This is a genomic window from Microbispora sp. CA-102843 (assembly GCF_050936215.1).
Lineage (GTDB): Bacteria > Actinomycetota > Actinomycetes > Streptosporangiales > Streptosporangiaceae > Microbispora.
Window position 1 is genome coordinate 8,785,046 of sequence record NZ_JBNJNF010000001.1, and the last position, 12,828, is coordinate 8,797,873.

The following is a 12,828-nucleotide window of genomic DNA, read 5'->3' on the forward strand; positions in this document are numbered from 1 at the left end:
CCCCACCATGGTCACTTGACACGGATTTATCCGGACAAGTCCTCCATATGGCGCTCAATTGCCCCGTTGACCTCGGCGCCCAGCAGCACGATCAGCGAGGAGAGGTAGAGCCAGACCATGAGCACGGCCACGGCCGCGACCGCGCCGTACGTCTGGTTGAAACGCCCGAAGTTGGTCACGAAGACCGACAGGCCCGCCGAGACCACCACCAGGGCGGGCATGGCGAGGCCCACCCCCCAGGCGACCGACCGCCACCGCGACTCCCGGCGACTGCCGGGGACGAACCGGTAGAGCAGCGCCAGTCCCGTCCCGATGAGCAGGACGAGCGCCAGCCAGCGTGCCGCCGAGACGGCGACCCGGGCCACCCGGCCGAGGCCGATGTATCCCAGCACGACCGGGAACGCGGCGATGAGCGCCAGCAGAACCGACACTCCGACGATCGCGACGACCGTATAGAACAGCGCCAGCAGGCGGGTGCCGATGAGGCCGTGGCTCTCCCGGCCTCCGTACACCGTGTTCAGGCCCCGCATGAGCGCCTGGACGGCCCTCGACGAGGCCCACAGCAGGCCGACGAGGCTGAGCGCGAGATTGGCGCTGAGCCCCTTCTGCCCGGCGCGCACCGCGCTGGAGAGCTGGGAGACCAGCAGGTGGGCGACGGGTCCGGGCAGCGGCCGGGTCAGCGACGCCAGTTGCCCGGCCGCCTGACGGGGGTCGGCCACCAGCCCGTAGACCGACACCACGACCAGCAGCATCGGGAAGATCGACAGCGTCCCCCAGAAGGCGATGCCTGAGGCCAGCAGGGACAGCCGCTCGCGCTTCGCCTCCTCCCGCACCCGCCCGGCGATCCTCTTCCAGTCCTCCAGCGGCACTGTCATGGCCGGTGCGGCGATCGGGCGGCCCGCAGCAGTGCGGCGCCTGCGAGGTAGACCGGGAGCATCGGCGCGGGCAGCCCCTCCGAGCCGGTGAGCGCCGCGCCGAGCAGGCCCGTGACGACCAGGCCGGCGCCCGCCAGGGTCACGACCACCGTCCCCGCCCCGGCCCTCCCTGCGTCCGGCGCCGGGTACGGGCCCCCGCGCCGCTCGATCGCGTGCCTCTCAAACCTGGCGAACACGGCGACGAGGACCGCGAGGGTCGCCGTCAGGAACGCGAGCCAGGGCACGCGCAGGAGCAGCCAGGCGGCCGATCCGGGAGGCGGCTGCGGCAGCAGGCCGCTGATGTAGAGGGCGGGCACGGCGATCACGACCGCCGTCATGTGCCAGAGGAACACCGTCATGATCACGGAGTTGGCCGCGACGACGGCCGTCCACGGCCGCGTACGGCGCAGCATGCGCCCGCCGCGCTCGTGCAGCAGCAGGGCGATCCCCGTCTGCGCGACCGCCAGGGCGAGCAGCGCGAGCGTCGGCGGCGAGGTGTTCTGCAGGCGGTCACCGGGATCGGCCACCATGCTCACCGGGTACGGCCCCGGGACGGTGAGCAGCACGAGCGCCGCCAGGCCGCCCGCGATCATGGGCACGGCCACGCGGGGCCGGGCGGGCAGGGCCCCCTCCCGCCAGGCGATGCCGAGCTGGTAGACCGCCGCCCAGGCCAGCAGGTAGTTGGCCGCGTTGAGCACGGCCGGGCCGCCGAGCAGCCGCGCCGCGTCGCCGAACGCCACCCCCACCGCGAACACGGCCGGCACCGCGAGGCCCGCCCTGCGGTGCAGCGCGAGCAGCACCGGGGTGAGCAGGACGACGATGACGTACGCGATGAGGAACCACAGCGGCAGGCAGGCGAGCCAGACCGCCAGGGTCACGGTCGCGCGGTCGGCCCCCGTGAGGAGCGCGAGCAGGGTCGCGCCGCCCAGCGTGAGCAGGAACGCCGTCGTCGGGCGGATCAGCCGGTCGGTGCGGGACAGAAACCAGCCGATCGCGTCGCCGCCCCGCCGCCGGTAGGAGCCGAGCGAAGCGGCTCCCGCGAAGCCGCCCACCAGGAAGAACACCGGCATGACCTGGAACAGCCAGGTGAGCGGCCGGGCCCAGGAGACGAACGCCAGGACCGTGTCGCCGCCGACGCGCTCGCCGTACGTCACCACGACGGCGAGCCAGTGCCCCAGCACAACGAGCGCGATGGCGACGGCGCGCAGCAGGTCGATGTGACGGTCGCGGCCGGGCGGCGTGCGCTCCGCCGTACGCCGCAGGGGCGTGAACATCTAGTCGCTCTGATGCTGCGGCTCGCTGATCTCCTTGACCACCGGCGTGAGCAGGTCGGCGGTGAGCTGGTGCATCTGAAGGAGCAGGTCGTCGATCGTCAGCATGCCGACCACGCCTCCCTCGGTGGCCACCGGGAGCCTGCGGAAGGAGTGGCGGCGGAACGTGTCGAAGGCCACCTCGAGCTCGTCCTCCGCCCGCACCACCACCGGCTGGTCCGACATCACCTGGCTGACCGGCGTGTCCCCGTCCTTGTCCTGCGCGAGCACACGTATGGCGAGGTCACGGTCGGTCACGATGCCGGCGATGCCCCGCCCCTCCGACACCACGACGCAACCGACGCCCGAGTAGTCCATGTGCCGCGCGACGTCCCGCACCGGCGTGATCGGCGGGACGACGACCACCGGCGTGGACATGACTTCTTTGATCTTCATGGCCGGCTCTCCCCCTCGTACGGAAGTCCGCCCCGCTTGTGACCTAATGCCCTATTTATCCCCCTAAGTCCGAATAAACGTGGAAATGGAGGTGGTCCCCATGATCACGCTGAGCATCATCAAGGCCGACACAGGGGGGTTCGTCGGCCACACCGCCGTCCATCCCCGGCTGATGGCCGAGGCCAGGCGGGAGATCGAGCGGGCGAAGTCCTCCGGGCTCCTCATCGACGGCCACGTGGAAAGCTGCGGCGACGACATCTCCCTCATCATGACCCACACGTACGGCCAGGAGGCGGGGCTGATCCACTCCTTCGCCTGGGACACCTTCCAGGCGACCACCCACCTGGCCAAGGAACTCGGTCTGTACGGCGCCGGCCAGGACCTGCTGTCGGACGCCTTCTCCGGCAACCTGCGCGGCATGGGCCCGGGCTACGCGGAGATGGAGTTCGAGGAGCGGCCGTCGGAGCCGGTGCTCTGCTTCCTGGCGGACAAGACCGAGCCGGGCGCGTGGAACCTCCCGCTGTACAAGATGTTCGCCGACCCGTCCAACACCGCCGGGCTGGTGATCGACGAGAAGATGCACGCCGGGTTCGCGTTCGAGGTGTACGACCTGCACGAGGACCGGCGCATCGTCTTCGACTGCCCGGCGGACCTGTACGACATGCTGATGTACATCGGCGCTCCCGCGCGCTACGTGATCCACAGCGTCCGCTCGAAGACCCTGGGCATGACCGCGGCGGCGACCAGCACCCAGCGGCTGTCGCTGATCGCCGGGAGGTACGTCGGCAAGGACGACCCCGTCCTGATCGTGCGCTGCCAGTCGGGCCTTCCTGCCGTGGGCGAGGCGCTGGAGCCGTTCGCCTTCGCCTACTCGGTGGCGGGATGCATGCGCGGCTCGCACCACGCGCCGCTCATGCCGGTGGCCACCGGGCAGGCGCACCCGTCGCGGTTCGACGGCCCGCCGCGGGTGGTCGCGCTCGGCTTCCAGATCAAGGACGGCAGGCTGATCGGCCCGCGTGACATGTTCGACGACCCGGCGTTCGACGGAGCCCGCCGGCAGGCCGTCGAGGTGATGGACTACCTGCGCCGCCACGGCCCGTTCGAGCCGCACCGGCTGCCGCTCGAGGACCTGGAGTACACCACCATGACCTCCCTCACCAAGCGCCTGGCATACCGCTGGACGCCGATCACGACCGAGGTCGCGACCCCGGTCGGCGGCTGACGAAAGAGGTTCCTGATGAAGGCGTCGGTGGGCGACCGCCTGATCGTCGAGAGCATCCATCGGGGCAGGGCGGGCCGCGTCGGGATCGTGATGGCGCTCTACCACACGGACGGATCGCCCCCCTACCTCGTGCGATGGCTCGACGAGGAGCGGGAGACGCTGTGCTTCTACCCCGGGCCCGAGGCCCGGATCGAGCACTACTGGCAGCGGGTGCCGGAGAGCCCCTGACCGCCTTCGGGGCTGAGCAGAGCGCGCACCTCGCGCGGAAGCTGACCGAGCGCGTGGTCGACCACCCCCGGCGTCAGCTCCTCGTACATCACGGCGGTCACCGCCTTGGCGAGCTTGGGCACGTCGGCGTTGGCGATGCGACCGGTGGCGGCGAAGTGAGCGGTGAACTCCTCGCGGTCCCGGCGGATCGGCACCGCCGAGGGGTCCCATCCGTTGTAGTAGACCCCGCGCAGCAGGTCGGGCAGCTGCGCGGCGAGGTGCGCCGCGGCGGGCACCGGGAGGCCGTCGCGCACGGCGTGCAGCCAGGTCCGCAGCACGCGGTGGGCGAACTCCCGGTCCTCGGTGCCGATGGTCCCGGCGAGGACGGCCAGCCATCGGTTCGTCGTCTGGACCGTGTGGTCGAGGCTGTGCACATGGGCGATGGACATGACGTCCTCCTCCGCTAACAGTGGCTCCATCCCACGCTGCGCACCCGGCCACGGCCTCTACCAGGGCCGATGGTCCCTATTCGGCTGCCAGCCGCAAGCACTCGACCACGTCCTCGTCGCTCGTCTGCGTGAAGTCGTCGTACCACGCGCCGATCGCGTAGAAGTGGCCGGGCGTGTCCAGGCAGACGACCTCGTCGGCGTCCCTGCGCAGGCTCGCGATCGTCTCGGGGGCGCCGACCGGCACCGCGAGCACCACCCGGGAGGCTCCGTGCGCACGGGCCACCTGGCAGGCGGCGCGGGCCGTCCCGCCCGTCGCGATCCCGTCGTCCACCACGATCACCGTGCGGCCGGCCAGGTCCACCGGCTCGCGGCCGCCCCGGAAGCGGCGGGCACGGCGCTCCAGCTCGGCCCGCTCGCGCTCCTCCACCTCGGCCATCTCGTCTCGGGTGATGTTGGCGAGCCGTACGACGTCGGGGTTCACCACCCGCACCCCGCCCTCGCCGATTGCGCCGAAGCCCAGCTCCGGCTGGTAGGGCACGCCCAGTTTGCGTACGACGATCACGTCCAGGGGGGCGCCGAGGGCCCTGGCCACCTGGAACGCCACCGGAACGCCTCCTCGGGGCAGCCCGAGGACGACCGCGTCCTCCACCCCCTGGAGTCCGCGCAATCGCTCGCCCAGGCGCAGGCCGGCGTCACGACGATCGACGAACACGACAGTCACCCCTGCCTTTCACCGTCGTTCTCCGCCGCCGTCCGCGGTAGGGCCGAAGGGCCCGGGGAAGACTTGAAGCATGTCCCATCCCGGAGAAATCGACGAGCTCAAGGCCAGGCTCGACACGACGGAACGGCAGGTGCGCGCGCTCGCCGAGGCCGTCCGGGTGCTGGCGGGCGGCCTGGAGGGCGGGCCGCTGGAGGAGGCCGGGCAGGCCCGGCCCGAGCACGCCGCCCGGCTCGCCCACGAACTGCTGCTCGCGGCCGGCTTGATCCGGCCGCAGGAGAGTCCGTAAGTCGGTGCGTAGACTGTCGCCGTGACCTCGACCGACCGGGCCCTCGACAGGGAGCTTCCGCGTCAGAGGCTGACCGTGGCCGAGATCGCCCACCTGGCGGGAGTGTCCGCGCCGACCGTGTCGCGGGTGCTCAACGGGCATGCGGGAGTCGCCCTGGCCACCCGGCAGCGGGTGGAGGCGGTGCTGCGGGAGCACGGATACCGGCGCCGCGACAGCGAGCCCGCCGCGATCCTGGAACTGGTCTTCCACGCCCTGGAGAGCCTGTGGGCGCTGGAGATCATCCAGGGCGTCGAGCAGGTCGCGCGGGAGCGCGAGCTGGCCGTGGTGCTGACCGAGATGCAGGGCCGGCTCACCCCGGGCAGGGCGTGGACCGAGCAGGTGCTCGCCCGCCGCCCCACCGGTGTCGTGGCGGTCTTCTCCGAGCTCACCGTGCAGCAGCAGTCGCAGCTCGCCACCCGCTCGATCCCCCTGGTCGTGCTCGACCCGACCGGCGAGCCGCTGCACCAGACCCCGTCGGTCGGCGCGACCAACTGGAGCGGCGGGATGGCCGCGACCCGCCACCTGCTCGATCTCGGCCACCGCCGCATCGCGATGCTGAGCGGGCCGACGCAGTGGCCGTGCTGCCGGGCGCGGCTCGACGGCTACCGCGCCGCGATGGACGCGGCGGGCGTGCCCGTGGACCCCGCGCTCGTGCGCGTCAGCACCCTGTACGTGGAGGGCGGCCTGCGTGACGCGGCCGAACTGCTGCGCCTGCCCGATCCCCCGACCGCCGTCTTCACCGCCAACGACCTGCAGGCGCTCGGCGTGTACGAGGCCGCCAGGAGGGCCGGGCTGCGCATCCCCGAGGACCTGAGCGTCGTCGGGTTCGACGACCTGTCGTTCACCCAGTGGGCCGGACCGCCGATGACGACCGTGCGGCAGCCGCTCGTCCAGATGGGAGCCGCCGCCGTGCGGATGGTTCTGGCCCTGGCGGACGGCGAGCCGCTCGAACAGCACCGGGTCGAGCTCGCGACCACCCTCGTCGTACGGGAGAGCACGGCACCGCCACGCCGATAAACAGTACTTTCGGCCGGTTCTGCCCAGGGTGGCCGATCTCGTAGCCTCGCTGCTGTGCGTGTAGGGGGATGGGCGGCCGACGCCGGGCTGGGCGCCGTGTTCGCCGCGGTGCTGGCGTTCTGGGCCTCCCGGATCGCCGACAGCTGGGGCGGCGGCTACTGGCGGTTCGACTGCGCCGCCGGGGCGGTGGTGTGCGTGATCACCCTGGCGCGCCGGTTCGATCCGGCACGCGCGGCCGCGGCCGGTCTGGCCGTCGCCGCGACCGCCGTCCTGGCCGCCAGGTTCGCCGATCTGCCCAGCGAGCCAGGTCCCGGGATGGCCCTCGGCCTGGCGGTGCTGGTCGCCACGGCGGTCAGGGCGCTGCCGGTCCGCACGGCCTGCGGCGTGGCGGCCGGCGGTCTGGCCGTCGCCGCCGGCAGCCTTCTGACGGCGCACACGCTCGCCGCCGGAGTGCCCTCGGTCACTTTGATGAACGTCCTGACCTGGGCCGCCGCCGTCGTGGCCGGGCTGTGCCCGCGGCTGCTCGACGCCCGCAGGCGGGCCGTCGCCGACAGGGTGCGCCGCGCGGAACGGCTGAGGCTCGCCCGCGAACTGCACGACGTCGTCGCCCATCACGTCACCGGCATCGTGGTCCAGGCCCAGGCCGCCCGCCTGGTCGCGCGGAAGAGCCCCGAGAAGGCGGGCGACGCCCTGGCCGAGATCGAATCCGCCGGGTCCGACGCGCTGGCCGCGATGCGCCGCGTCGTCGGCCTGCTGCGCGACCCGGACGAGCCCGCCGCCCCCGCGCCCGGCGGGCTGGGCGGGCCGGGCGGGCCGGGCGAGCTGGGCGAACTGGTCGGGCGCTTCGAGGCCGGCGGCCGTGCGGTGCGCCTGCGGCTGCCCGGTGAGGAGGAGACGGCGGCGTGGCCGCCCGAGGTGGCCGGCACGGTCTACCGGGTCATCCAGGAGTCGCTGACCAACATCTCGCGCCATGCCCCGAACGCCCGCTCGGTCACGGTCACCGTGGAGCGGGACCGTGAGACGCTCACCGTCGAGGTCGCCGACGACTCGCCGCGGGGCCCCTCGCGGCACCACCAGCGCGGCGGGTACGGCCTGATCGGGATGCGCGAGCGGGTCGAGGCCCTCGGCGGCGCGCTGCGTGCCGGGCCGCGTCCCGGGTCCGGCTGGTCGGTGCTCGCCACCCTGCCTGTCCCCCTGCCCGCGCCCTCGCCCTCGCCCTCGCAGGAGCGGGCACGCCGATGACGATCACCGTGCTGGTTGCCGACGACCAGGCGATGGTCCGCGGCGGCCTGCGGCTGATCCTGGAGGACCAGCCCGACATCGAGGTGGTCGCCGAGGCGGCCGACGGCGCCGAGGCCGTGGAGGCGGCCCGGCGGCTGCGGCCGGACGTGTGCCTGGTGGACGTGCGCATGCCCCGGCTCGACGGCATCGAGGTGACCCGCGCCCTGGCCGGGCCGGGCGTCCCCGATCCGCTGCGGGTGGTCGTGGTCACCACGTTCGACCTGGACGAGTACGTCTACGGCGCGCTGCGGGCGGGCGCGACCGGCTTCGTCCTCAAGGACTGCGGCCCCGCCCTGCTCGTGGAGGCCGTGCGGGCCGCCCACCAGGGGGACGCCCTGGTCTCCCCGTCGGTCACCCTGCGGCTGCTGCGCCACCTGACGTCTCATCCCCCGGCCTCCGGCAGGGTGGACCATCCACTCTCGAACCGTGAGTTGGAGGTCGTCAGGGCCGTCGCCCGGGGCCGTACGAACCAGGAGATCGCGGCAGAGCTGTTCATCTCGCTGAGCACGGTCAAGAGCCACGTGGCCGGCGTCCAGGCCAAGCTCGGCCTGCGCAACCGGGTCGAGATCGCCGCCTGGGCCTGGGAGAACGGCATCGCAGGCGGCGGGTAGCCGAACCTGGCCGCATCCCCGGCCGTCGTACTCCTCAGAGCTCCTCAGAGGAGTACGGAAGGGAAGTCGATGATGAGACGTATCGTGGCGCCAATGGCGATCATAGGAGCGGTCACCGGGGCGGCCACTGTGACGCCGGCGCTCGCGGCACCGGCACCGGCACCGGTCTGGTCGTACGCCGATCTGCCCCCGCACAAGGGCTACGACCGCATCGATCTCGTGGCGGCGGCCGGCGCACGGGACATCTGGGCGGTGGGCACCCAGGATCGGTACGTGCGCGGGGTCAAGAGGACCTACAGCGGCAAGGACGGAACCCAGACCCTGGCGCACTTCGACGGCATGACGTGGCACCGGGCCGCTCTGCCGCCACACGGCAGGATCCGGTCTCTGTCCGCCGCTCCGTCGAGCGTCTGGGCGCTGACGTCCGCGCACGACGGGGACGAGCACGACGGGAACGAGGTGGTGCGCTGGGACGGCCGCCGGTGGCGGAGCGTGCCGCCGCCGGCGCCCGGCGCCAACGAGATCGCCGCCACATCCGGCGGGGGCGCCTGGCTGGCGACGTGGACCAGGAACGAGAGCAGGCTGCTCCGCCACGACGGCAAGGCGTGGCACACCATCCCGTCGCCGAAGGGACTGGCGGTCACCGACATCCTCGTACGCGGCGGACGCGACGTCTGGGTGGGCGGGTGGCTGAGGTCGGGCAGGCCCGGCGCCCAGACCGAGGCCCCCGCCCTGCTGCACTGGGACGGACGGTCACTGCGCCGGATCACGATTCCGGCGAAGGTCTTCCCGCGCGGGATCGCCTATGGGGCGAGCCAGGTGAAGGACATCGTGGTCGCGGGCCAGGGGGACGTCTGGGTGACCTGCTATGACCTGGACGGCGGCCCCGATGACGCCATCGCGTTGCGGCGGCGGGGGAAGACCTGGCGCAGGGTGACTCCGCCGGCCCGCACCGCGTCCCTGCACGGCGTGGTCGACGACGGCGCCGGCGGCGTGTGGTTCGACTACGGGCTCGCCGAGCCGATGTGGCACCTCCACAGTGGTCGAATCAACAAGGGACGGTGGTCGAAGACGGAGGCGCTCCGGCCGCCGTCCGGGCGGGGGTTCGGCGGCTACGGCGCCGGCGAGGACATCGCGCACATCCCCGGCACGACCCTGCTCATCCGCGCCGGGGCGTCATCCGTTCCGGACGTGGGCAAGGACGCCGCGACGACCACCGCCTCCTACAACTCCACGGATGGATTGATCGTCGCGGGCCCGGAGGCCTCCTGACACACAAGAAGCCGGACATTAGCTATCAATGCGTGTTATAGCACCCCAATTGGGCAGGAGGCAGGCAGCCGAACTCAAGGAGGGTGGCAGCATGGCCGTCAGTGGCATCATCTCCGCCATAATCATCGGACTCATCATCGGCGCTCTCGGTCGGCTGGTCGTTCCGGGGCGCCAGGCCATCCCTATCTGGCTGACCGTGGTCATCGGTATCATCGCCGCTCTCATCGGCACGGCGATCGCCGGAGCGCTGGGAGTCGCCCCAGCGGGCGGGTTCGGCTGGATCCAGCTGATCATCCAGGTCGTCCTGGCCGCCATCGGCGTCGCCCTGGCCGCAGGGGTGTACCACCGCAGAAGCGTCGGTTAGGCCCTCACCCCACTGATGGCCCCGGCACGTCCGGGGCCATCAGCATGTCCGGACTGTAGTGATCTTTACGAAATCACCGACATCTATTGATTCCCCCCGTCACGGCTCGGCGTACGGTCGTTAACCAGGGGATTTCCTGCGGGGAAGACGCGATCCGGGGGAAGTGGTCCGCGATGGACCAGGCGGTCCTTGCACGTGTTCCGGAGGTGTTCGCTCGTCGTGTGGGGCCGGCGCTCGGCCTGGCCGACGAGGCCGACGTGGTGGCCAGGGCCTGTCACGCGATGGCGACGCGCTTCCACGGCGGCGGCAGGCTCATCGTCTTCGGCAACGGCGAGGCCGCCACCGACGCCCAGCACATCTCGGTGGAGTTCGTCCACCCGGTGATCGTGGGCAAACGCGCGCTGCCGTCGTTCTCGCTCACGAGCGACGTCGCGACGATCACGGGGGTGGCCGCGACGGCGGGCCTGGACGAGGTCTTCGCGCACCAGCTTCGCCGCCTCGCCGCGCCGCGGGACATCGCGCTGGGCATCTCGCCCGACGGGGGCTGCGTGAACGTGCTCAGGGGCCTGGAGACGGCGCACCGGCTCGGCCTGCTCACGCTGGCGCTGACCGGCGGCGACGACGGCGGCCCGATCGGCCGCAGCCCGGCCGTCGACCACGTCCTGATCGCCCGCTCCGCCGACCCCCGCGTGGTCAAGGAGGTGCACGTCACCACCTACCACATCCTCTGGGAGCTGGTGCACGTGTTCTTCGAGCAGCCCGGCGTGCTGGATCCAAGGGTCATCCCATGAACTGCCACGACGAGACGTGCGTCACCTGCTCGGACGAGGCGGTCGCGGTGACCGTCGTACGGCTCCTGGAGCAGGACCTCGCCCTCGTCGACACCGGCCGTGGCCGGGAGGTGGTCAGCGTCGCCCTTGTGGACACCGAGCCCGGCGACACCGTCCTGGTCCACGCCAAGGAGGCCATCGCGGTGGTCCGGGAGGTGAAGCGATGACCGACGACTCGATGGCGGCGCTCTACCCCTTCCTCTACTCCGGGTCCACCGACCTCGACGCGGTGATGACCTCCGTACGCCAGTCGACGGTGGAGAAGGTCGACGAGATCGTCACCCTGCGCCGGGAGGTGCTGGAGCGCGACGGGGAGCGGATCGCCGCCTGCGCCGAGGCGATGGCGAAGGCGTTCGCGGCGGGGGCCCGGCTGTTCGCCTTCGGCAACGGGGGCAGCTCGACCGACGCCCAGGACGTGGCCACGCTCTTCATGAACCCCGGAGGCACCGCGCGCCCGTTGCCGGCGTTCGCCCTCACGGCCGACATCGCGGTGGTGACGGCGCTGGCGAACGACATCGGCTTCGAGGTGGTCTTCGCCCGGCAGCTCGCCGCGTCCGCCTTCGCGGGAGACATCGCACTGGGCCTGTCCACCAGCGGCAACTCCCGCAACCTCATCGCCGCGTTCGAGGAGGCGGAGCGGCGCGGCATGCTCACGGTCGGGCTGGCCGGCTACGGCGGCGGCCAGATGGCCGAGCTCGGCACCATCGACCATCTGTTCGTGGTGCCGTCGGCCTCTGTGCACCGCATCCAGGAGGCCCAGACCACCGTCTATCACGCGCTCTGGGAGCTCACCCAGCAGGCATTGACCCGTATGGAAGCTGGTGACAGCGATGACGGCGCCGGTACAGCCGCCGCGGGCGGCGTCTGACGGGCAGGAGGAGCCCGTCGTCCACATCCTGTGGATAAACGCCGGGCTGAGCTGCGACGGCGACTCGGTCGCGCTCACGGCCGCGACCCAGCCGAGCATCGAGGAGATCGTGCTCGGCGCGCTGCCCGGCCTGCCCAAGGTCGCGGTCCACTGGCCGCTGATCGACTTCGAGTGCGGCCCGATGCAGGGCGCGGACACCTTCATCGAGTGGTACTTCAAGGCCGACCGAGGCGAGCTCGACCCGTTCGTGCTGGTGATCGAGGGATCGATCCCCAACGAGTCGATCAAGCGCGAGGGCTACTGGTGCGGGTTCGGCAACAACCCCGACACCGGCCAGCCGATGACCACCAGCGAATGGCTCGACCGTCTCGCGCCCAAGGCGACCGCCGTGCTCGCCGCCGGCACCTGCGCGACGTACGGCGGCATCCACGCGATGGCGGGCAACCCGACCGGGGCGATGGGCGTGGCCGACTACCTGGGCTGGGACTGGCGGTCGAAGGCCGGGCTGCCCATCGTCAACGTGCCCGGCTGCCCGATCCACCCCGACAACCTGTCGGAGACGATCCTCTACCTGCTCTACCAGCTCGCCGGGCAGGCGCCGATGATCCCGCTGGACCACATGCTGCGTCCCACGTGGCTGTTCGGCCAGACCGTGCACGAGGGCTGCGACCGGGCCGGCTACTACGAGCAGGGCCAGTTCGCCACCGAGTACGGCTCGCCGAAGTGCCTGGTCAAGATCGGCTGCTGGGGGCCGGTCGTGAGGTGCAACGTGCCCAAGCGCGGCTGGATCAACGGCATCGGCGGCTGCCCCAACGTGGGCGGCATCTGCATCGCGTGCACGATGCCCGGCTTCCCGGACAAGTTCATGCCGTTCATGGACGAGCCGCCCGGCGCCCGCGTCTCCTCGACCGCGAGCGGGGCGTACGGCACGGTGATCCGCGCGCTGCGCGGCATCACGTTCAAGACGGTCGACAAAGAGCCGAAGTGGCACAAGAAGGGCCGCGAACTGCTCACCGGTTACAAGGCGCCCTGGAGTTAGCG

17 protein-coding genes are annotated in these 12,828 nt (G+C 71.9%); 12 read left to right on the forward strand and 5 right to left on the reverse strand.

What is annotated here, in order from left to right; genetic code table 11:
* Positions 1-26: 26 nt before the first annotated feature.
* The 3 genes from ACQEVJ_RS40750 to ACQEVJ_RS40760 are packed head-to-tail and all read right to left on the reverse strand — an operon-like array spanning position 27 to position 2,620.
* A complete protein-coding gene (locus tag ACQEVJ_RS40750; protein WP_433110131.1) occupies positions 27-875 on the reverse strand; it encodes a YihY/virulence factor BrkB family protein in 849 nt (282 codons plus the stop codon).
* Positions 872-2,188, reverse strand: coding sequence for an acyltransferase family protein (locus ACQEVJ_RS40755; RefSeq protein WP_433110133.1), 1,317 nt, complete (start codon positions 2,186-2,188; stop codon positions 872-874). The genes ACQEVJ_RS40750 and ACQEVJ_RS40755 overlap by 4 nt, the downstream gene beginning before the upstream one ends.
* Positions 2,189-2,620 carry a CBS domain-containing protein gene (locus tag ACQEVJ_RS40760; protein ID WP_433110135.1) on the reverse strand — a complete coding sequence of 144 codons (432 nt, stop codon included), beginning with the start codon at positions 2,618-2,620 and terminating at the stop codon, positions 2,189-2,191. It lies immediately after the preceding gene.
* 100 nt (positions 2,621-2,720) lie between these two features.
* Between ACQEVJ_RS40760 and fbp the strand changes: the two genes are divergently transcribed.
* Together fbp and ACQEVJ_RS40770 are read left to right on the forward strand one after the other, a co-directional pair.
* The gene (gene fbp, locus ACQEVJ_RS40765; protein ID WP_433110137.1) at positions 2,721-3,842 is read left to right on the forward strand and encodes a fructose-1,6-bisphosphate aldolase/phosphatase; all 1,122 of its coding nucleotides are present in this window, start codon (positions 2,721-2,723) and stop codon (positions 3,840-3,842) included.
* Positions 3,843-3,857: 15 nt separating this feature from the next.
* Positions 3,858-4,070 carry a DUF1918 domain-containing protein gene (locus ACQEVJ_RS40770; RefSeq protein WP_433110139.1) on the forward strand — a complete coding sequence of 71 codons (213 nt, stop codon included), beginning with the start codon at positions 3,858-3,860 and terminating at the stop codon, positions 4,068-4,070.
* On the opposite strand, the gene ACQEVJ_RS40775 is transcribed toward ACQEVJ_RS40770, so the two are convergent.
* Both ACQEVJ_RS40775 and ACQEVJ_RS40780 read right to left on the reverse strand, forming a co-directional pair.
* Positions 4,040-4,498 carry a DUF2267 domain-containing protein gene (locus ACQEVJ_RS40775; protein ID WP_433110141.1) on the reverse strand — a complete coding sequence of 153 codons (459 nt, stop codon included), beginning with the start codon at positions 4,496-4,498 and terminating at the stop codon, positions 4,040-4,042. The genes ACQEVJ_RS40770 and ACQEVJ_RS40775 overlap by 31 nt on opposite strands.
* 76 nt (positions 4,499-4,574) lie before the next feature.
* Positions 4,575-5,210, reverse strand: a complete 636-nt coding sequence (locus tag ACQEVJ_RS40780; protein WP_433110143.1) for a phosphoribosyltransferase — start codon at positions 5,208-5,210, stop codon at positions 4,575-4,577.
* Between the two features lie 79 nt (positions 5,211-5,289).
* Here ACQEVJ_RS40780 and ACQEVJ_RS40785 point away from each other — a divergent pair, with 79 nt between their 5' ends.
* From ACQEVJ_RS40785 to ACQEVJ_RS40830, 10 genes are all read left to right on the forward strand, one after another.
* Complete coding sequence (locus ACQEVJ_RS40785; protein ID WP_433110145.1) at positions 5,290-5,505, forward strand: hypothetical protein; 216 nt, start codon at positions 5,290-5,292, stop codon at positions 5,503-5,505.
* A gap of 21 nt (positions 5,506-5,526) precedes the next feature.
* Positions 5,527-6,561: a LacI family DNA-binding transcriptional regulator gene (locus tag ACQEVJ_RS40790; RefSeq protein WP_433110147.1), complete on the forward strand. Its 1,035-nt coding sequence runs from the start codon at positions 5,527-5,529 to the stop codon at positions 6,559-6,561.
* Positions 6,562-6,615: 54 nt separating this feature from the next.
* Positions 6,616-7,803, forward strand: a complete 1,188-nt coding sequence (locus tag ACQEVJ_RS40795) for a sensor histidine kinase (RefSeq protein ID WP_433110149.1) — start codon at positions 6,616-6,618, stop codon at positions 7,801-7,803.
* Positions 7,800-8,453: a response regulator gene (locus ACQEVJ_RS40800; RefSeq protein WP_433110151.1), complete on the forward strand. Its 654-nt coding sequence runs from the start codon at positions 7,800-7,802 to the stop codon at positions 8,451-8,453. The genes ACQEVJ_RS40795 and ACQEVJ_RS40800 overlap by 4 nt, the downstream gene beginning before the upstream one ends.
* 93 nt (positions 8,454-8,546) lie before the next feature.
* The gene (locus tag ACQEVJ_RS40805) at positions 8,547-9,725 is read left to right on the forward strand and encodes a hypothetical protein (RefSeq protein WP_433110153.1); all 1,179 of its coding nucleotides are present in this window, start codon (positions 8,547-8,549) and stop codon (positions 9,723-9,725) included.
* A 91-nt stretch (positions 9,726-9,816) separates the two neighbouring features.
* Positions 9,817-10,089 (forward strand): GlsB/YeaQ/YmgE family stress response membrane protein, encoded by a 273-nt coding sequence (locus ACQEVJ_RS40810; protein ID WP_433110155.1) that lies wholly within the window; start codon positions 9,817-9,819, stop codon positions 10,087-10,089.
* A gap of 206 nt (positions 10,090-10,295) precedes the next feature.
* Positions 10,296-10,880 carry a D-sedoheptulose-7-phosphate isomerase gene (locus ACQEVJ_RS40815; protein ID WP_319018771.1) on the forward strand — a complete coding sequence of 195 codons (585 nt, stop codon included), beginning with the start codon at positions 10,296-10,298 and terminating at the stop codon, positions 10,878-10,880.
* Positions 10,877-11,086 (forward strand): HypC/HybG/HupF family hydrogenase formation chaperone, encoded by a 210-nt coding sequence (locus tag ACQEVJ_RS40820; protein ID WP_433110157.1) that lies wholly within the window; start codon positions 10,877-10,879, stop codon positions 11,084-11,086. The genes ACQEVJ_RS40815 and ACQEVJ_RS40820 overlap by 4 nt, the downstream gene beginning before the upstream one ends.
* Positions 11,083-11,787 (forward strand): D-sedoheptulose-7-phosphate isomerase, encoded by a 705-nt coding sequence (locus ACQEVJ_RS40825; protein WP_433110159.1) that lies wholly within the window; start codon positions 11,083-11,085, stop codon positions 11,785-11,787. Before ACQEVJ_RS40820 ends, ACQEVJ_RS40825 begins: the two co-directional genes overlap by 4 nt.
* Positions 11,750-12,826 (forward strand): hydrogenase expression protein HypE, encoded by a 1,077-nt coding sequence (locus ACQEVJ_RS40830; protein ID WP_433110161.1) that lies wholly within the window; start codon positions 11,750-11,752, stop codon positions 12,824-12,826. The genes ACQEVJ_RS40825 and ACQEVJ_RS40830 overlap by 38 nt, the downstream gene beginning before the upstream one ends.
* Positions 12,827-12,828 lie beyond the last annotated feature (2 nt).